The following is an 18,805-nucleotide window of genomic DNA, read 5'->3' as shown; positions in this document are numbered from 1 at the left end:
GACACGACAATGACGATTTTTGATAATTATGAAGTATGGTTTGTGATTGGCAGCCAGCATTTGTATGGCGCAGAAACCCTGCGTCAGGTCACTCAACATGCCGAGCATGTGGTCAACGCGCTGAATACCGAAGCCAAACTGCCATGTAAACTGGTATTAAAACCGCTGGGCACCTCGCCGGATGAGATTACCGCTATTTGTCGTGACGCCAATTATGACGATCGCTGCGCAGGGCTGGTGGTCTGGCTGCACACCTTCTCCCCGGCCAAAATGTGGATCAACGGGCTGAGTATCCTTAACAAACCACTACTGCAATTCCATACCCAATTTAACGCCGCCCTGCCGTGGGACAGCATCGATATGGACTTTATGAACCTGAACCAGACTGCGCACGGCGGCCGCGAGTTCGGGTTTATCGGCGCGCGGATGCGCCAGCAGCACTCGGTCGTCACTGGCCACTGGCAGGATAAAGAGGCCCATACGCGTATCGGCGCCTGGATGCGCCAGGCGGTCTCTAAACAGGATACCCGCCAGCTAAAAGTCTGCCGCTTCGGCGACAATATGCGTGAAGTCGCAGTGACTGACGGTGATAAAGTGGCCGCGCAAATCAAATTTGGCTTTTCGGTCAATACCTGGGCGGTCGGCGATCTGGTGCAGGTGGTGAACGCAATTAGTGACGGCGATATCAACGCTCTGATTGACGAGTATGAAAGCAGCTATACCCTGACGCCCGCCACCCGGATCCACGGCGATAAACGCCAGAACGTGCGGGAAGCGGCGCGCATTGAACTCGGTATGAAGCGTTTCCTGGAACAGGGCGGATTCCACGCCTTTACGACGACATTTGAAGATTTGCACGGCCTGAAACAACTTCCGGGTCTGGCCGTACAGCGTCTGATGCAACAGGGCTACGGCTTTGCGGGCGAAGGCGACTGGAAAACCGCCGCTCTGCTTCGCATTATGAAAGTAATGTCAACCGGTCTGCAGGGCGGCACCTCATTTATGGAGGATTACACCTACCACTTCGAGAAAGGCAACGATCTGGTGCTCGGCTCGCACATGCTGGAAGTGTGTCCCTCCATCGCGGTGGAAGAGAAACCGATCCTCGACGTCCAGCACCTCGGCATTGGCGGCAAGGAAGATCCGGCGCGTTTGATTTTCAATACCCAAACCGGCCCGGCGATCGTCGCCAGCCTGATCGACCTCGGCGATCGTTACCGCCTGCTGGTCAACTGCATTGACACCGTAAAAACGCCGCACTCCCTGCCGAAACTGCCGGTGGCTAACGCGCTGTGGAAGGCGCAGCCGGATCTGCCGACCGCCTCCGAAGCATGGATTCTGGCTGGCGGCGCGCACCATACCGTCTTCAGCCACGCGCTGGATCTGAACGATATGCGCCAGTTTGCAGAAATACACGATATCGAAATCGCGGTGATTGATAACGATACCCGTCTGCCAGCCTTTAAGGACGCGCTGCGCTGGAACGAGGTGTATTACGGGTTCAAACGTTAATTGGTGAAACGAATTGCCCGGTGGCATTTCATTTACCGGGCCTACGGTCCTGTAGGCCGAATAAGGCATTTATGTCGCCATCCGGCACACCGTCGCTCGTAGGCCGGATAAGCGAAGCGCCATCCGGCAGGGAGAAAACAATGTTAGAAGATCTCAAACGCCAGGTACTGGAAGCCAATCTGGCGCTGCCAAAACACAACCTGGTCACCCTTACCTGGGGTAACGTCAGCGCCGTCAATCGCGAACGCGGCGTACTGGTGATTAAGCCGTCCGGAGTCGATTATAGCGTCATGACCGCTGACGATATGGTGGTGGTCAGCCTGGAGACCGGTGAAGTCGTTGAAGGTCATAAGAAACCGTCGTCCGATACGCCAACTCACCGTTTGTTATATCAGGCATTTCCGACTATCGGCGGCATCGTACACACCCATTCGCGCCACGCGACTATCTGGGCGCAGGCGGGTCAGCCGATTCCGGCGACGGGCACCACCCACGCCGACTATTTCTACGGTACGATTCCCTGCACTCGCAAAATGACCGAGGCGGAAATTAATGGCGAGTATGAATGGGAAACGGGCAATGTCATTGTTGAAGCCTTTGAAAAACAAGGCATTGACGCCGCTCAAATGCCCGGCGTGCTTGTCCATTCGCACGGCCCGTTTGCCTGGGGTAAAAATGCCGAGGATGCAGTGCATAACGCCATCGTGCTGGAAGAAGTGGCCTATATGGGGATCTTCTGCCGCCAGCTTGCGCCGCAGTTGCCCGACATGCAGCAATCCCTGCTGGATAAACACTATCTACGCAAACATGGCGCAAAAGCCTATTACGGGCAGTAATGCCTCTAAAAACGCGTCCCATGGGGGGCGCGTTGATGAGTCTGGTCGGTGATATATTCAGCAAATGCGCTTTGATAGACGTAATGATCAGAACTCACATATTCAATAATATTATCATAATATCCCTGCAACACTTTTCCTTCCAGCGCATGGAAGAAAATATAATCCTCGATTGTTGACTGCCAGCGTTGCCCATTTAACAGATAATTAATAATGGTATCCCGATGTCCGTTTTTTCTGTCGTGTCCTTGCCAGTGAAAAAAAGCATTGCCGTTTTCAATAATTTCGGTACGCCAAATCTGTTCTGTCCATGTTTTATACTCAAAAAATCGACTCACGGTTTTTATGGAAGGGTTAGCGCGTTGAGTATTGACGAAAAGATAACGGTCGCTCCCTACCAGACGCACCTGCATACTCACATTCATAAAAGATCATTCCCGAATACCACAAATTTTGATAAAAACACCCGCACCTGAAAGTCAAAATAAAATTATATTCTAAAATAAAAATTAAATTATGCAGAGAGTTCCCGACGAATTCGCACTGTAATCCATTTTTATTTAACCATAGCGGCCAATTGGAATATTATATTTCTACCTGACGGTGCGGATGTTCCAAATGAAATTGTTACACTTTTCATTAATTAAAACAAACAAAAAATATCGCTTTTTTGTTAATCCGAGAAATAAGTAACAGATTCGAACAAGCGCCTTTCTGAAAAATACTGAATGTATGAAAACAGACTTGACACAAAACGGCTAATACATGGGTAAAAACTGTAAATAAACATGATTCAAAATTAGCAGTTATAGGATAATTATATCTGCTGTCTACACCAGCATCATTATACCCTTCATACTTCGAGTTGCTTATGTGTTGGCTACGGATTACTCGGCCCATCCATGGGCCTTGCCCTGACGGGCCGTCGCACGCGACGTTCAAATCTGCTCCCGGCAGATTGGTCGCTCACCCCAGTCACATAGTTATCTATGCTCCTGGGGACTCACTCCCTTGCCGCCTTTAAGCAACTCGAATTATTTTGGGTATATATTGATAAATATACGTCAGCAAAAATATCTGACGCTAAAAGCCCTTTTATCGTTAAAATATCCATTACACCCGTCACGGGGAACGAACTCATTCATGAAATATCGCTACATCACCAGAATCGCGGCAGGCATAATTCTTATTATGGCCACGGTGTTTATCCATAACGCTATCGCTATTTATCAGTTCAGTCAGCAAAACCAGACGCGCGTAGCTGACTGCGCGATTGTCGCAGGAGCAGGCGTTAGCGGAAAAACGCCTTCTCCCGTTTTTCAGGCCAGACTGGATCATGCCATCTGGCTTTACCAACAACACATTGTCCGCGCGTTGGTATTAACCGGCGGCTACGGCGCTGGCGCAACGGTTTCCGACGCGGCGATAGCCCGTCAATACGTTCTGGAAAAAGGCATTCCGGCTAAGGCGATTTTTATTGAAGAGCGCTCTACCGTGACGCGCGAAAATATTCGTTACGCAAAACAGATACTGCGACAACAACAATGGCGCACAGCGTTACTGGTCAGCGATCCGCTGCATATGCTGCGTCTGAAAACTATCGCTCAGGATAATGGTATCGATAGCCGCTCATCACCCACGCGATCCACCCGCTATAAATCCTGGTGGGCGCAAACCCGCTTCTTACTGCGAGAAACTTTTTATTACAGCGGATATCGGCTTTTACGTTATATGCCTGTACAAAATAACAGTATTACCCCCTAAAACAGGTTATAATTAGCGTGAATTTTTTAGACAGGTAATCATCGTGGCGCAGGCAGGTTTCATTTTAACCCGGCACTGGCGGGATACGCCGCAAGGAACGGAGGTCTCTTTCTGGCTGGCGACAGACAACGGCCCTGTGCAGGCGACGCTGGCACCGCAGGAATCCGTGGCGTTTATTCCGACCAGCCAGACCTCCCGCGCCGCCTCGCTGCTACAGGCGGAAAAAGACTATCGCCTGACGCCGCTCCAGCTGCGAGACTTTCATCGTCAGCCGGTATCCGGTCTGTATTGCCGCACTCACCGCCAGCTTATGCGGATGGAGAAACTGCTGCGCGAAAGCGGCGTCACCGTTTATGAAGCGGATGTACGCCCGCCGGAACGTTACCTGATGGAACGTTTTATTACGTCGCCCGTTTGGGTAGACGGCGAGATGCGCAACGGCGTTATCCTCAATGCGCGTCTTAAACCCCACCCCGACTATCGACCGCCGCTAAAATGGGTCTCGCTGGATATCGAAACCACGCGACACGGCGAACTGTATTGCATTGGTCTGGAAGGCTGCGGCCAGCGTACCGTTTATATGCTGGGTCCGGCGAATGGCGATGACCGCCAACTGGACTTCGAGCTTGTGTATGTCGCCAGCCGCCCGCAGTTGCTGGAAAAACTCAACGCCTGGTTTGCCGAACATGATCCTGACGTCATCATCGGCTGGAACGTGGTGCAGTTCGACCTGCGTATGCTGCAAAAACATGCCGAACGCTACCGTATCCCTTTACGGCTGGGGCGAGACAATAGCGAACTGGAGTGGCGCGAACATGGCTTCAAAAACGGCGTTTTTTTCGCCCAGGCCAGAGGGCGAGTCATTATCGATGGTATCGACGCGCTTAAATCCGCGTTCTGGAATTTTTCGTCTTTTTCGCTGGAAGCCGTCTCGCAGGAACTGCTCGGCGAAGGAAAATCCATTGATAATCCCTGGGATCGTATGGATGAGATCGATCGCCGCTTTGCCCAGGATAAACCCGCCCTCGCCACCTACAACCTGAAAGACTGCGAGCTGGTCACGCGCATTTTCCATAAAACCGAGATCATGCCGTTTTTGCTGGAACGCGCGACGATCAACGGTCTGCCGGTCGATCGCCACGGCGGTTCGGTCGCCGCATTCGGGCATCTTTACTTTCCGCGAATGCACCGCGCCGGCTATGTCGCGCCCAATCTCGGCGAAGTGCCGCCGCTGGCAAGTCCCGGCGGCTACGTAATGGATTCACAACCCGGATTATACGATTCAGTACTGGTGCTGGATTATAAAAGCCTGTACCCGTCGATTATCCGCACGTTTTTGATTGATCCCGTCGGGCTGGTCGAAGGCATGGCGCAGCCGGATCCGGAACACAGTACCGAAGGTTTCCTTGACGCCTGGTTTTCACGAGAAAAGCACTGCCTGCCGGAAATTGTTAGCCAAATCTGGCACGGGCGCGATGAAGCCAAACGTCAGGGCAATAAACCGCTCTCGCAGGCGCTTAAAATCATTATGAACGCCTTTTATGGCGTACTCGGCACCACGGCCTGCCGCTTTTTCGATCCCCGTCTGGCGTCGTCAATCACCATGCGCGGTCATGCGATTATGCGCCAGACCAAAGCATTGATTGAGGCGCAGGGTTATGACGTGATTTATGGCGATACCGATTCCACTTTCGTCTGGCTCCGGCGTGCGCATTCAGAAGCCGACGCGGCGGAAATCGGGCACAGGCTGGTGCGTCACGTGAACGAATGGTGGGCGCAGACGTTACAACAGCAAAATTTGACCAGCGCGCTGGAGCTGGAGTTTGAAACCCACTTTTGCCGTTTTCTGATGCCGACCATCCGCGGCGCGGATACTGGCAGTAAAAAACGCTACGCGGGCCTGATTCAGGAAGGCGACAGCCAGCGCATGGTATTTAAAGGTCTGGAAACGGTGCGGACCGACTGGACGCCGCTGGCGCAGCGCTTTCAACAGGAGCTGTATCTGCGTGTTTTTCGCAATGAACCTTATCAAGACTATGTGCGTGAGACTATCGATAAACTGATGGCGGGCGAACTGGACGCACAGCTGGTTTATCGTAAGCGTCTGCGTCGCCCTTTACATGAGTACCAACGTAACATCCCGCCGCACGTTCGCGCCGCCCGGCTGGCGGATGAACAAAACCTGAAGCAGGGTCGTCCGGCGCAGTATCAGAATCGCGGCGCCATAAAATATGTCTGGACTGTTAACGGCCCCGAGCCCGTGGATTACCAGCAGTCGCCGCTGGATTACGAACACTATCTTACCCGCCAGCTACAACCCGTGGCGGAAGGAATTCTTCCCTTCGTTGAAGATAATTTTGCTACACTACTGACCGGGCAACTGGGGTTATTTTGACGCGTGACGAAAGCGCCGCCTTCCAGTACCATAGCGCCCTTTCCATTCCTGGACCTAATTAACGCCACTACCACATTAGCCTGGTAGCGGGGTCGTATACTCGCAATTATCCAGTGCTGTCGCCTGGGAATGGCGAGTAATGCCTGCAATTAAAGATATAGAGCCGAACACATATGCCTTTTACACTTGGTCAACGCTGGATCAGCGATACAGAAAGCGAGCTGGGACTTGGAACCGTTGTTGCGATGGATGCGCGAACCGTCACCTTACTTTTCCCGTCCACGGGGGAAAACCGCCTGTATGCGCGCAGTGATTCTCCCGTGACCCGCGTCATGTTCAACCCTGGCGATACGATTACAAGCCATGAAGGCTGGCAGCTACATATCGATGAAGTAAAAGAAGAAAATGGCCTGCTTGTTTATGTCGGCACCCGCCTGGATACCGAAGAGACCAATGTGACGTTGCGCGAGGTTCTGCTCGACAGCAAGTTGGTTTTCAGTAAGCCCCAGGATCGTCTGTTCGCCGGTCAAATCGATCGAATGGATCGGTTCGCGCTGCGCTATCGCGCCCGTAAATTTCAGAGCGAGCAGTACCGGATGCCATACAGCGGCCTGCGCGGTCAGCGGACCAATCTGATCCCGCATCAGCTTAATATCGCTCATGATGTAGGTCGTCGCCACGCGCCGCGCGTACTGCTGGCGGATGAAGTGGGCTTAGGTAAAACCATTGAAGCCGGGATGATTCTGCATCAACAGTTATTATCCGGCGCGGCGGAACGCGTATTGATCATCGTTCCGGAAACCCTGCAACACCAGTGGCTGGTAGAAATGCTGCGCCGTTTCAACCTGCGCTTCGCGCTGTTCGATGACGAACGCTATACCGAAGCGCAGCACGACGCGTATAACCCGTTTGAAACCGAACAACTGGTGATCTGTTCGCTGGATTTCGCCCGCCGTAATAAGCAGCGTCTGGAACATTTGTGCGACGCCGAGTGGGATTTGCTGGTGGTCGACGAAGCGCATCATCTGGTGTGGAGTACCGATGCGCCGAGCCGTGAATATATGACCATCGAACAGTTAGCTGAACGCGTGCCGGGCGTGCTGCTGCTGACCGCCACGCCAGAACAGCTGGGGATGGAAAGCCATTTCGCCCGTCTGCGCCTGCTCGATCCGAACCGTTTCCACGATTTCGAACAGTTTGTCGAAGAACAGAAAAACTACCGCCCTGTCGCCGATGCGGTGGCCATGCTGCTGGCGGGCAATAAACTCAGCAACGACGAACTGAACAGGCTGGGCGATCTGATCGGCGAACAGGATATTGAACCGCTGTTACAGGCCGCTAATAGCGATCGCGACGACGCGCAGGCCGCCCGTGATGAGCTGGTGTCGATGCTGATGGATCGCCACGGCACCAGCCGCGTTCTGTTCCGCAACACCCGTAACGGCGTCAAGGGGTTCCCGAAACGTGAACTGCATACGGTAAAACTGCCGCTGCCGACCCAGTATCAGACCGCCATTAAGGTCTCCGGCATTATGGGCGCGCGTAAAAGCGCGGAAGATCGCGCCCGCGATATGCTCTATCCGGAACAAATTTATCAGGAGTTCGAAGGCGATACCGGCACCTGGTGGAACTTCGACCCGCGCGTTGAGTGGCTGATGGGCTATCTGACCAGCCATCGTTCGCAAAAAGTGCTGGTGATCTGCGCTAAGGCGACCACCGCGTTACAGCTGGAGCAGGTGCTGCGCGAACGCGAAGGCATCCGCGCCGCCGTGTTCCATGAAGGCATGTCGATTATCGAACGCGACCGCGCCGCCGCCTGGTTCGCCGAAGAAGATACCGGCGCGCAGGTACTGTTATGTTCCGAAATCGGCTCTGAAGGACGTAACTTCCAGTTTGCCAGCAATCTGGTGATGTTCGACTTGCCGTTTAACCCGGATCTGCTGGAACAGCGTATTGGTCGTCTGGATCGTATCGGCCAGGCGCATGATATCCAGATCCACGTCCCGTACCTGGAAAAAACCGCCCAGTCGGTGCTGGTTCGCTGGTATCACGAAGGGCTGGACGCCTTTGAGCACACCTGCCCGACCGGTCGCGCGATTTATGATTCAGCCTACGCCAGTCTGATTAACTATCTGGCCGCGCCTGAAGAAACCGACGGGTTTGACGATCTGATCAAATCCTGCCGCGAGCAACATGAAGCGCTAAAAGCCCAGTTAGAACAGGGCCGCGACCGCCTGCTGGAGATCCACTCCAACGGTGGTGAAAAAGCCCAACAACTCGCACAAAGCATTGAAGAACAGGACGACGACACCAACCTGATCGCGTTCGCCATGAACCTGTTCGATATCGTCGGCATTAACCAGGACGATCGCGGCGACAACCTGATCGTGCTGACGCCGTCCGACCACATGTTGGTGCCGGATTTTCCCGGCCTGCCGGAAGACGGCTGTACTATCACGTTCGAACGTGACGTAGCCCTGTCTCGCGAAGATGCGCAGTTTATTACCTGGGAACATCCGCTCATCCGTAACGGACTGGATCTGATCCTCTCCGGCGATACCGGCAGCAGCACCATTTCGCTGTTGAAAAATAAAGCGCTGCCAGTCGGCACGCTGCTGGTCGAACTGGTTTACGTCGTGGAAGCGCAGGCGCCGAAACAGCTACAACTGAACCGCTTCCTGCCGCCGACGCCGGTACGTATGCTGTTAGATAAAAACGGCAACAATCTGGCCGCCCAGGTCGAGTTTGAAACCTTCAACCGTCAGCTCAGCGCCGTGAATCGCCACACCGGCAGCAAACTGGTTAACGCCGTGCAACAGGACGTCCATGCCATTTTGCAACTGGGCGAGACGCAGATTGAAAAGTCCGCCAGAGCGCTGATTGATAACGCGCGTCGCGAGGCGGATGAAAAACTGTCCGGGGAACTGTCGCGTCTGGAAGCGCTGCGCGCCGTCAACCCGAACATTCGCGACGACGAACTTGCCGCTATCGACAGCAACCGTCAGCAGGTGCTGGAAAGCCTGAATCAGGCAGGCTGGCGTCTGGACGCGCTGCGTCTTATCGTCGTCACGCACCAATAACGGAGCCGTACATGGGGATGGAAAACTACAATCCGCCGCAGGAACCCTGGCTGGTTATCCTGTATCAGGATGAGCACATTATGGTGGTCAATAAGCCCAGCGGCCTGTTGTCCGTGCCGGGGCGTCTGGAAGCGCACAAAGACAGCGTTATGACGCGTATCCAGCGCGACTACCCGCAGGCAGAATCGGTGCATCGTCTGGATATGGCCACCAGCGGCGTGATTGTAGTGGCGCTGACCAAAGCCGCGGAGCGGGAGCTAAAACGCCAGTTCCGCGAACGTGAGCCGAAAAAGCAGTATGTGGCGCGCGTATGGGGGCATCCCTCCCCGGCGGAAGGACTGGTTGACTTACCGCTTATCTGCGACTGGCCGAACCGGCCAAAGCAGAAAGTGTGTTATGAAACCGGCAAACCGGCGCAAACGGAATATAACGTGGTGGAGTTTGCGGCGGATAATACCGCCCGCGTGGTGCTCAAACCGATCACCGGACGTTCGCATCAGCTTCGTGTGCATATGCTGGCGTTAGGCCACCCGATTTTAGGCGATCGGTTTTACGCCTCGCCGGAAGCGTTGTCGCTGGCGCCGCGTTTGCAGTTACACGCCGAAATGCTGACCATTACCCATCCCGCTTACGGTAACAGCATGACGTTTAAAGTCCCGGCAGATTTTTAAATTCAGAGCCAATTTATGCCGGGGCGCTTCGCTTGCCCGGCCTACATTCATTAACGTAGGCCGGATAAGGCGCTAGCCGCATCCGGCAATTCAATCACTTGAAGCCTTTCTGTTCTTTGATTAGCTCATACGCTTTCTGAATTTCCTGCGCTTTTTGCTTCGCCATTTCCATCATTTCCGGCGGTAAACCTTTCGCGACCAGTTTGTCCGGATGATGCTCGCTCATCAGTTTGCGATAAGCGCGTTTAATGGTGGTTGCATCGTCGGTGGTTTTAACCCCCAGCACATTACAGGCATCTTCCAGCGTCGGGCCGCGCTGCGCCTGCTGCCAGCCGCCGCCGGACTGTTGATGATAACCGCCGCCAAACTGCGCGCCGCCCTGCATCATGCGCAGAAACTGATCGAACTGTACGCGGGAAATACCTAACTCTTCCGCAATCACATACAGCACTTCCCGCTCATTAGGATGTAGCGAGCCATCGGCAAACGCCGCCTGGATCTGAATTTCCAGAAACATCCGGATCAGATCAAAACGCCCGAAGCAGACGCTACGAAACTGCCGCATCTTTTCACGTAATGGGTAATTATCCGCTTTTCCGACCCGAAAGGCGTTCTGCGCGGCAGTACGTGAATCGCCGTGTAAATTCATACGATCCATCAACTGACTGGCGATATGAATATCCGCTTCCGTCACCCGTCCTTTTGATTTGGTTAAGTGGCCCATCACCTCAAAGGTGGTGGCAAAAAACAGCGCCTGCCGTTCCCGCTGGTTGGCAAACCACGCCATTTTTCGGCTGCGGGCTTTGTCGAACATATGGCCCACCAGCAGACCCAGGACCACGCCCCAAAAGCCGCCGCCCATCATCAGGGCTACGGCGACGCCAATTATCTTTCCCCAGTACTGCATAGACTCCCCAAAACGTTACGCTATCGGTGAGGCTATCTCCCACAAAATAAGGTGCTTTTCTGCGAATGAAGGCTACGGTCAATTGTGGGACATCGCCTATAATTTGCATTATCATACCTGTCATTCAATGCCGTGCCTAACACCACAGACGCTAAACGGCAGGATTAACACTGGCGCAGCGAAGATGAGTAAGTTAGGCTGTGACCGTTTGTCACGCGCAACGCTACCGATGATGGAACAATAAATACAACGTATGAAAAAACGTATTCTCACTCTTCTGGCCACCATGATCGCCAGCGCCCTTTATAGTCATCAGGGGCTGGCAGCCGATCTCGCCTCACAGTGTATGTTGGGCGTGCCGAGCTACGATCGTCCTCTGGTAAAAGGCGATACCAACGATCTGCCGGTTACTATCAATGCCGATAACGCTAAAGGTAACTACCCGGACGATGCCGTTTTTACCGGCAACGTGGACATTATGCAGGGGAATAGCCGCCTGCAAGCGGATGAAGTGCAGCTTCATCAGAAGCAGGCGGAAGGTCAGCCGGAACCTGTACGCACCGTCGATGCGCTGGGTAATGTGCATTATGATGATAATCAGGTCATCCTTAAAGGGCCGAAGGGCTGGGCGAACCTGAACACCAAAGACACGAACGTCTGGGAAGGCGATTACCAGATGGTGGGCCGTCAGGGGCGCGGTAAAGCCGATCTCATGAAGCAGCGCGGCGAAAACCGCTATACCATTCTGGAAAACGGCAGCTTTACCTCCTGTCTGCCTGGCTCCGATACCTGGAGCGTGGTGGGGAGTGAAGTCATCCATGACCGTGAAGAACAGGTTGCGGAGATCTGGAACGCCCGGTTTAAAGTAGGTCCGGTTCCGATCTTTTATAGCCCCTATTTACAGCTACCCGTCGGCGACAAACGTCGCTCAGGTTTCCTGATCCCGAACGCGAAATACACGACCAAGAACTATTTCGAGTTCTACTTACCGTATTACTGGAACATCGCGCCCAATATGGACGCCACCATCACCCCGCACTATATGCACCGCCGCGGCAATATTATGTGGGAGAACGAATTCCGTTATCTCACGCAGGCAGGCGCCGGGTTGATGGAATTAGATTATCTGCCTTCTGATAAAGTCTACGAGGACGATCATCCCAAAGAGGGCGATAAGCACCGCTGGTTATTCTACTGGCAGCACTCAGGCGTGATGGATCAGGTGTGGCGTTTTAACGTCGATTACACCAAAGTCAGCGACTCCAGCTACTTTAACGATTTCGACAGTAAGTACGGTTCCAGTACCGACGGTTACGCAACGCAGAAATTCAGCGTCGGCTACGCCGTACAAAACTTTGACGCTACGGTGTCGACCAAACAATTCCAGGTCTTTAACGATCAAAACACCAGCAGCTACTCTGCGGAGCCGCAGTTAGACGTTAACTACTACCATAACGATCTCGGGCCGTTTGATACCCGGATTTACGGCCAGGCGGTGCACTTTGTTAACACCAAAGACAATATGCCGGAAGCGACCCGCGTCCACCTGGAGCCAACCATCAATTTGCCGCTCTCCAACCGCTGGGGCAGCCTGAACACCGAAGCGAAGCTGATGGCGACGCACTATCAGCAAACGAATCTGGACAGCTATAACAGCGATCCAAACAATAAAAATAAGCTGGAAGATTCGGTTAACCGCGTCATGCCGCAGTTTAAAGTCGACGGTAAGCTCATCTTCGAACGCGATATGGCGATGCTGGCGCCGGGGTATACCCAGACGCTGGAACCACGCGTGCAGTACCTGTATGTGCCGTACCGCGACCAGAGCGGCATCTATAACTACGATTCTTCTTTGCTGCAATCCGACTATAACGGCCTGTTCCGCGACCGCACTTATGGCGGTCTCGACCGTATTGCTTCCGCCAACCAAGTCACGACCGGCGTCACAACACGCATTTATGATGATGCCGCCGTTGAACGTTTTAACGTTTCTGTTGGTCAAATCTACTATTTCACGGAGTCTCGCACCGGCGATGACAACATTAAATGGGAGAATGACGACAAAACCGGTTCGCTGGTTTGGGCAGGCGACACTTACTGGCGTATTTCAGAACGCTGGGGGCTGCGTAGCGGAGTGCAGTACGATACCCGTCTGGATAGCGTCGCTACCAGCAGCAGCAGCCTCGAATACCGTCGGGATCAGGATCGTCTGGTACAGTTGAACTACCGCTATGCCAGCCCGGAATATATTCAGGCTACGTTGCCTTCGTATTATTCCACGGCAGAGCAGTATAAAAACGGCATCAACCAGGTGGGCGCGGTGGCAAGTTGGCCGATTGCCGATCGCTGGTCGATTGTCGGCGCGTACTACTTCGATACCAATTCGAGCAAACCTGCAGACCAGATGCTCGGCTTGCAGTACAACTCTTGCTGCTATGCGATCCGCGTCGGATACGAACGTAAGCTGAACGGTTGGGATAACGATAAACAACACGCGATTTATGATAACGCGATTGGCTTCAACATTGAGCTGCGCGGTTTGAGCTCTAACTACGGCCTCGGCACGCAAGAAATGTTGCGTTCGAACATTCTGCCGTACCAAAGCTCTATGTAATCTGATTGATTTACAACGTAATCCGCATTGCGGTTAATTGAAATGGAAAAAGTATGAAGAACTGGAAAACGCTGCTTCTCGGTATCGCCATGATCGCGAATACCAGTTTCGCTGCCCCCCAGGTAGTCGATAAAGTCGCAGCCGTCGTCAATAATGGCGTCGTGCTGGAAAGCGACGTTGATGGCTTAATGCAATCAGTCAAACTCAACGCGGGTCAGGCAGGTCAGCAGCTTCCGGACGACGCCACGCTGCGTCACCAGATCCTGGAACGTTTGATTATGGATCAAATTATCCTGCAGATGGGTCAGAAGATGGGGGTGAAGATCACGGATGAGCAGTTGGATCAGGCCATCGCCAACATCGCCAAACAAAACAATATGACGATGGATCAGATGCGCAGCCGTCTGGCTTACGATGGGCTGAACTATTCAACCTACCGTAACCAGATTCGTAAAGAGATGATTATCTCTGAAGTGCGCAACAATGAGGTTCGTCGCCGTATCACCGTTTTGCCGCAAGAAGTTGACGCGCTGGCAAAACAGATTGGCACCCAAAACGACGCCAGCACCGAGCTGAACCTGAGCCATATCCTGATTGCTCTGCCGGAAAACCCAACCTCCGAACAGGTTAACGACGCGCAGCGCCAGGCGGAAAGCATTGTTGAAGAAGCGCGTAACGGCGCAGATTTCGGCAAACTGGCGATTACCTACTCTGCCGACCAGCAGGCGCTAAAAGGCGGTCAGATGGGCTGGGGCCGTATCCAGGAGCTGCCGGGGATTTTCGCCCAGGCGCTGAGCACCGCGAAGAAAGGCGACATTGTCGGCCCGATTCGCTCCGGCGTCGGTTTCCACATTCTGAAAGTAAACGACCTGCGCGGTCAGAGCCAGAGTATCTCCGTGACCGAAGTTCACGCTCGTCACATTCTGCTTAAGCCGTCGCCGATCATGAACGATCAGCAGGCGCGCCTGAAGCTGGAAGAAATCGCGGCTGACATTAAGAGTGGTAAAACCACATTTGCCGCTGCGGCGAAAGAGTACTCTCAGGACCCGGGCTCCGCTAACCAGGGCGGTGATTTGGGTTGGGCTACGCCAGATATTTTCGATCCGGCGTTCCGCGACGCGCTGACGAAGCTGCATAAAGGCCAAATAAGCGCGCCGGTACACTCCTCTTTCGGCTGGCATCTGATCGAATTGCTGGATACGCGTAAGGTAGACAAAACCGATGCGGCGCAGAAAGATCGCGCTTATCGTATGCTGATGAACCGTAAGTTCTCAGAAGAAGCGGCGACCTGGATGCAAGAACAGCGCGCCAGCGCTTACGTTAAGATTTTGAGTAACTAATGAGCAGTGCGCAACGCGTTGTTATCACTCCCGGCGAACCCGCCGGGATTGGCCCCGATCTTGTCGTCCAACTGGCGCAACGCGCGTGGCCGATTGAACTGGTCGTCTGTGCGGACGGCGCGCTCCTGACGGAGCGGGCCGCCATGCTCGGCCTGCCCCTCTCGCTTCTCCCTTACTCGCCTGATGTCCCCGCTGCGCCGCAGCCCGCGGGAACGCTGACCCTATTGCCGGTCTCGCTGCGCGCGCCTGCCATCCCCGGTCAGTTGACGGTAGAAAATGGCCCCTACGTGGTAGAGACGCTGGCGCGAGCGTGTGATGGCTGTCTGAACGGTGAATTTGCCGCGCTGATCACAGGCCCCGTGCACAAAGGCGTTATTAACGACGCAGGCATTTCGTTTACCGGTCATACCGAGTTTTTCGAAGAGCGTTCGCAGGCGAAAAAAGTCGTGATGATGCTGGCAACCGAAGAACTTCGCGTGGCGCTGGCGACCACGCATCTGCCGCTACGGGCGATTGCAGACGCCATCACCCCTGCGCTTTTGCACGAAGTGATTGCTATTTTGCATCACGATTTGCGGACCAAATTTGGTATTGCCGAACCGCGCATTCTTGTCTGTGGCCTGAATCCGCACGCGGGCGAAGGCGGTCATATGGGCACGGAAGAGATAGACACCATCATTCCGGTGCTCGACGAGCTGCGGGCGCAGGGGATGAAACTCAACGGGCCGCTACCTGCTGATACGCTGTTTCAGCCCAAATATCTCGATAATGCCGACGCGGTGCTGGCAATGTACCACGATCAGGGCCTGCCCGTGCTAAAATACCAGGGATTCGGTCGGGGAGTGAATATTACGCTCGGCCTACCTTTTATTCGAACCTCCGTTGACCACGGCACCGCGCTTGAACTGGCGGGCCGTGGAAAAGCGGATGTCGGCAGTTTTATTACGGCGCTTAATCTCGCCATCAAAATGATTGTTAATACCCAATGAATAATCGAGTCCATCAGGGCCATTTAGCCCGTAAACGCTTCGGGCAAAACTTTCTCAACGATCGGTTTGTGATCGACAGTATTGTTTCTGCTATTAATCCGCAAAAAGGCCAGGCGATGGTTGAAATCGGCCCCGGTCTGGCGGCGCTGACGGAGCCGGTCGGCGAACGCCTGGATAAGCTCACGGTCATTGAACTTGACCGCGATCTGGCGGCGCGTTTGCAAACCCATCCGTTTTTAGGGCCGAAGCTGACTATTTATCAGCAGGACGCCATGACCATGAACTTTGGCGAACTGTCTGCGCAGTTGGGCCAACCGCTGCGTGTGTTCGGCAATCTGCCCTATAATATCTCCACCCCGCTGATGTTCCATCTCTTTAGCTATACTGATGCCATTGCCGACATGCACTTTATGTTGCAAAAAGAAGTGGTAAATCGTCTGGTTGCAGGGCCGAACAGCAAAGCGTATGGTCGTTTAAGCGTGATGGCGCAATATTACTGTCAGGTGATCCCGGTGCTTGAAGTGCCGCCATCCGCCTTCACGCCGCCGCCCAAAGTGGACTCCGCCGTGGTGCGTCTGGTTCCACACGCAACAATGCCTTACCCGGTTAAAGATATTCGCGTGTTGAGCCGTATTACCACCGAGGCCTTTAACCAGCGCCGTAAAACGATCCGTAACAGTCTCGGCAATCTTTTTAGCGTTGAGACGTTGACGGAAATGGGTATTGACCCGGCAATGCGCGCGGAAAATATCTCTGTCGCGCAGTACTGCCAGATGGCCAACTATCTGTCGGAAAACGCGCCTTTGAAGGAGAGTTAAACATGATCAATTCGCCCAGAGTGTGTATTCAGGTGCAAAGCGTCTACATTGAGGCGCAATCCTCACCTGACGATGAACGTTACGTTTTTGCCTATACCGTAACCATCCGCAATCTGGGTCGGGCGCCAGTGCAGCTATTGGGCCGCTACTGGCTAATTACCAATGGTCATGGCCGTGAAACCGAAGTCCAGGGCGAAGGTGTGGTTGGCGTCCAGCCGCGCATTGCGCCTGGCGAAGAGTATCAGTACACTAGCGGCGCGGTAATTGAAACGCCGCTGGGCACCATGCAGGGTCATTACGAAATGATCGATGAAAATGGCGACGCCTTTACCATCGACATTCCCGTGTTTCGACTCGCCGTCCCTACACTCATTCACTAAAATTATAACAATGGCAACTTATCTCATCGGCGACGTTCACGGTTGCTACGACGAACTGATCGCCTTATTACAGCAAGTGGAATTTACGCCAGATACAGACACTCTGTGGCTGACTGGCGATTTGGTCGCCCGCGGTCCCGGTTCGCTGGACGTGTTACGCTACGTCAAATCGCTTGGCAATAGCGTGCGTTTGGTGCTGGGGAATCACGATTTACACCTGTTGGCCGTATTCGCCGGGATTAGCCGCAACAAACCTAAAGACCGGCTGACCCCGCTTCTTGAAGCGCCGGACGCCGATGAGCTGTTGAATTGGTTACGCCGTCAGCCGCTGTTGCAGGTAGATGAAGAGAAAAAGCTGGTCATGGCGCATGCGGGTATTACCCCGCAGTGGGATTTGCAGACGGCAAAAGAGTGCGCCCGCGATGTTGAAGCGGTGCTGTCGAGCGACTCGTACCCGTTTTTCCTCGACGCGATGTATGGCGATATGCCGAATAACTGGTCGCCGGAGTTAAGCGGTCTGGCGCGGCTACGCTTTATTACTAATGCTTTTACCCGTATGCGTTACTGCTTTCCTAACGGTCAACTGGATATGTACAGTAAAGCGTCGCCGGAAAATGCCCCTGCGCCGCTGAAGCCGTGGTTCGCCATTCCGGGACCGGTGAGCGAGGCTTACAGTATTGCGTTCGGGCACTGGGCGTCGCTGGAAGGGAAAGGGACGCCGGAAGGTATTTACGCGCTGGATACCGGCTGCTGCTGGGGCGGGGAGTTAACCTGTTTACGTTGGGAAGATAAACAGTATTTTGTGCAGCCGTCAAACCGCCAGATGGATATGGGCGAAGGCGAAGCGGTCAACGCCTGATAGGTTTATGCCTGATGGCGCTACGCTTATCAGGCCTACATCCGGCTACATCTGGCTCAAGAGTAGGCCGGATAAGGCGTTTCGCCGCCATCCGGCACTACAGCGTTAACGACGTTCCAGAATCTCGAAACAATAGCTGTGAGAATTCTGCGCGTCGGCATCGTGAAACTCACTGAATACCGATTCCCAGTCATCCGGTTCATAATCCGGAAAATGGGTATCGCCTTCGACTTCCGCATCAATATGCGTCAGATAAAGCTTCTGCGCCTTTGGCAGGAACTGCTCGTACACGCGCCCGCCGCCAATGACCATAATTTCCGGCGCATCGCCGCAAGCGGCAATCGCCTCATCGACAGACTTCACCCACTGCACGCGATCGTCGGTGCCCGGCTGGCTGCTGATAACAATATTTTTACGTCCCGGTAAGGGGCGTCCGATGGACTCCCAGGTGTGACGTCCCATGACGACAGGTTTATTTAACGTGTTACGTTTAAACCAGGCGAGATCGGCAGGCAGGTTCCACGGCATGGCGTTTTCCATACCGATGACGCGATCCACCGCTAACGCCGCAATCAGACTGATCATTAATTATTTCCTGATACAAAAAAAATTGCCGCCACTATACGTAAAGCGCAATCTT

General features: G+C 53.9%; 15 protein-coding genes. 12 read left to right on the top strand and 3 right to left on the bottom strand.

From position 1 onward, the window contains the following. Nucleotides 1-9: 9 nt before the first annotated feature. Together araA and araD are read left to right on the top strand one after the other, a co-directional pair. On the top strand, nucleotides 10-1,512 hold the full coding sequence (gene araA, locus J4613_RS08585) for an L-arabinose isomerase (RefSeq protein ID WP_000151703.1): 1,503 nt from the start codon (nucleotides 10-12) through the stop codon (nucleotides 1,510-1,512). Nucleotides 1,513-1,652: 140 nt separating this feature from the next. Then, on the top strand, nucleotides 1,653-2,348 hold the full coding sequence (araD, locus tag J4613_RS08580) for an L-ribulose-5-phosphate 4-epimerase (RefSeq protein ID WP_111742466.1): 696 nt from the start codon (nucleotides 1,653-1,655) through the stop codon (nucleotides 2,346-2,348). Between the two features lie 5 nt (nucleotides 2,349-2,353). On the opposite strand, the gene J4613_RS08575 is transcribed toward araD, so the two are convergent. Beyond that, nucleotides 2,354-2,773 (bottom strand): DUF4751 family protein, encoded by a 420-nt coding sequence (locus J4613_RS08575; RefSeq protein WP_111742467.1) that lies wholly within the window; start codon nucleotides 2,771-2,773, stop codon nucleotides 2,354-2,356. A gap of 718 nt (nucleotides 2,774-3,491) precedes the next feature. On the opposite strand from J4613_RS08575, the gene J4613_RS08565 reads away from it, so the two are divergent. The 4 genes from J4613_RS08565 to rluA all read left to right on the top strand — a co-directional run bounded on the left by J4613_RS08565 (nucleotide 3,492) and on the right by rluA (nucleotide 10,258). Then, complete coding sequence (locus J4613_RS08565) at nucleotides 3,492-4,112, top strand: YdcF family protein (protein WP_000877520.1); 621 nt, start codon at nucleotides 3,492-3,494, stop codon at nucleotides 4,110-4,112. A gap of 43 nt (nucleotides 4,113-4,155) precedes the next feature. After that, on the top strand, nucleotides 4,156-6,507 hold the full coding sequence (gene polB / locus J4613_RS08560; protein ID WP_111742468.1) for a DNA polymerase II: 2,352 nt from the start codon (nucleotides 4,156-4,158) through the stop codon (nucleotides 6,505-6,507). 173 nt (nucleotides 6,508-6,680) lie between these two features. Continuing rightward, entirely contained in the window at nucleotides 6,681-9,587 is a 2,907-nt protein-coding gene (gene rapA / locus J4613_RS08555) for an RNA polymerase-associated protein RapA (protein WP_001116978.1), read from the top strand. A gap of 11 nt (nucleotides 9,588-9,598) precedes the next feature. Beyond that, nucleotides 9,599-10,258: a bifunctional tRNA pseudouridine(32) synthase/23S rRNA pseudouridine(746) synthase RluA gene (gene rluA, locus J4613_RS08550; protein WP_000525202.1), complete on the top strand. Its 660-nt coding sequence runs from the start codon at nucleotides 9,599-9,601 to the stop codon at nucleotides 10,256-10,258. Nucleotides 10,259-10,352: 94 nt separating this feature from the next. Here the strand turns inward: rluA and djlA are convergent, their stop codons facing one another. Continuing rightward, complete coding sequence (gene djlA / locus J4613_RS08545; protein WP_001200595.1) at nucleotides 10,353-11,165, bottom strand: co-chaperone DjlA; 813 nt, start codon at nucleotides 11,163-11,165, stop codon at nucleotides 10,353-10,355. Nucleotides 11,166-11,418: 253 nt separating this feature from the next. On the opposite strand from djlA, the gene lptD reads away from it, so the two are divergent. The 6 genes from lptD to apaH are packed head-to-tail and all read left to right on the top strand — an operon-like array spanning nucleotide 11,419 to nucleotide 18,165. Beyond that, nucleotides 11,419-13,779, top strand: coding sequence for an LPS assembly protein LptD (gene lptD / locus J4613_RS08540; RefSeq protein ID WP_111742469.1), 2,361 nt, complete (start codon nucleotides 11,419-11,421; stop codon nucleotides 13,777-13,779). Between the two features lie 53 nt (nucleotides 13,780-13,832). Further along, nucleotides 13,833-15,119, top strand: a complete 1,287-nt coding sequence (gene surA / locus J4613_RS08535; protein ID WP_000800482.1) for a peptidylprolyl isomerase SurA — start codon at nucleotides 13,833-13,835, stop codon at nucleotides 15,117-15,119. Beyond that, nucleotides 15,119-16,108: a 4-hydroxythreonine-4-phosphate dehydrogenase PdxA gene (pdxA, locus tag J4613_RS08530; protein ID WP_023244099.1), complete on the top strand. Its 990-nt coding sequence runs from the start codon at nucleotides 15,119-15,121 to the stop codon at nucleotides 16,106-16,108. Before surA ends, pdxA begins: the two co-directional genes overlap by 1 nt. After that, on the top strand, nucleotides 16,105-16,926 hold the full coding sequence (rsmA, locus tag J4613_RS08525) for a 16S rRNA (adenine(1518)-N(6)/adenine(1519)-N(6))-dimethyltransferase RsmA (RefSeq protein WP_001065397.1): 822 nt from the start codon (nucleotides 16,105-16,107) through the stop codon (nucleotides 16,924-16,926). The genes pdxA and rsmA overlap by 4 nt, the downstream gene beginning before the upstream one ends. A gap of 2 nt (nucleotides 16,927-16,928) precedes the next feature. After that, entirely contained in the window at nucleotides 16,929-17,306 is a 378-nt protein-coding gene (gene apaG / locus J4613_RS08520) for a Co2+/Mg2+ efflux protein ApaG (protein ID WP_000610894.1), read from the top strand. 10 nt (nucleotides 17,307-17,316) lie between these two features. Next, a complete protein-coding gene (apaH, locus tag J4613_RS08515; protein ID WP_000257211.1) occupies nucleotides 17,317-18,165 on the top strand; it encodes a bis(5'-nucleosyl)-tetraphosphatase (symmetrical) ApaH in 849 nt (282 codons plus the stop codon). 105 nt (nucleotides 18,166-18,270) lie between these two features. Here apaH and folA read toward each other — a convergent pair whose 3' ends face one another. Next, a complete protein-coding gene (gene folA, locus J4613_RS08510) occupies nucleotides 18,271-18,750 on the bottom strand; it encodes a type 3 dihydrofolate reductase (protein ID WP_000624379.1) in 480 nt (159 codons plus the stop codon). Nucleotides 18,751-18,805 lie beyond the last annotated feature (55 nt).

Source organism: Salmonella sp. 32020114201800008SM (genome assembly GCF_017572025.1).
GTDB classification, from domain to species: domain Bacteria; phylum Pseudomonadota; class Gammaproteobacteria; order Enterobacterales; family Enterobacteriaceae; genus Salmonella; species Salmonella enterica.
The sequence above is the reverse complement of the archived record's forward strand: the minus strand, read 5'-3'. Positions and strand labels throughout refer to the sequence as shown.

Bases quoted from the DNA above. Each gene is read 5' to 3' on its own strand.
- rapA (WP_001116978.1), top strand. From the start codon at position 6,681: ATGCCTTTTACACTTGGTCAACGCTGGATCAGCGATACAGAAAGCGAG.
- apaG (WP_000610894.1), top strand. From the start codon at position 16,929: ATGATCAATTCGCCCAGAGTGTGTATTCAGGTGCAAAGCGTCTACATT.
- J4613_RS08575 (WP_111742467.1), bottom strand. From the start codon at position 2,773: ATGAATGTGAGTATGCAGGTGCGTCTGGTAGGGAGCGACCGTTATCTT.
- djlA (WP_001200595.1), bottom strand. From the start codon at position 11,165: ATGCAGTACTGGGGAAAGATAATTGGCGTCGCCGTAGCCCTGATGATG.
- rluA (WP_000525202.1), top strand. From the start codon at position 9,599: ATGGGGATGGAAAACTACAATCCGCCGCAGGAACCCTGGCTGGTTATC.
- J4613_RS08565 (WP_000877520.1), top strand. From the start codon at position 3,492: ATGAAATATCGCTACATCACCAGAATCGCGGCAGGCATAATTCTTATT.
- surA (WP_000800482.1), top strand. From the start codon at position 13,833: ATGAAGAACTGGAAAACGCTGCTTCTCGGTATCGCCATGATCGCGAAT.
- folA (WP_000624379.1), bottom strand. From the start codon at position 18,750: ATGATCAGTCTGATTGCGGCGTTAGCGGTGGATCGCGTCATCGGTATG.
- lptD (WP_111742469.1), top strand. From the start codon at position 11,419: ATGAAAAAACGTATTCTCACTCTTCTGGCCACCATGATCGCCAGCGCC.
- araD (WP_111742466.1), top strand. From the start codon at position 1,653: ATGTTAGAAGATCTCAAACGCCAGGTACTGGAAGCCAATCTGGCGCTG.
- rsmA (WP_001065397.1), top strand. From the start codon at position 16,105: ATGAATAATCGAGTCCATCAGGGCCATTTAGCCCGTAAACGCTTCGGG.
- araA (WP_000151703.1), top strand. From the start codon at position 10: ATGACGATTTTTGATAATTATGAAGTATGGTTTGTGATTGGCAGCCAG.
- pdxA (WP_023244099.1), top strand. From the start codon at position 15,119: ATGAGCAGTGCGCAACGCGTTGTTATCACTCCCGGCGAACCCGCCGGG.
- apaH (WP_000257211.1), top strand. From the start codon at position 17,317: ATGGCAACTTATCTCATCGGCGACGTTCACGGTTGCTACGACGAACTG.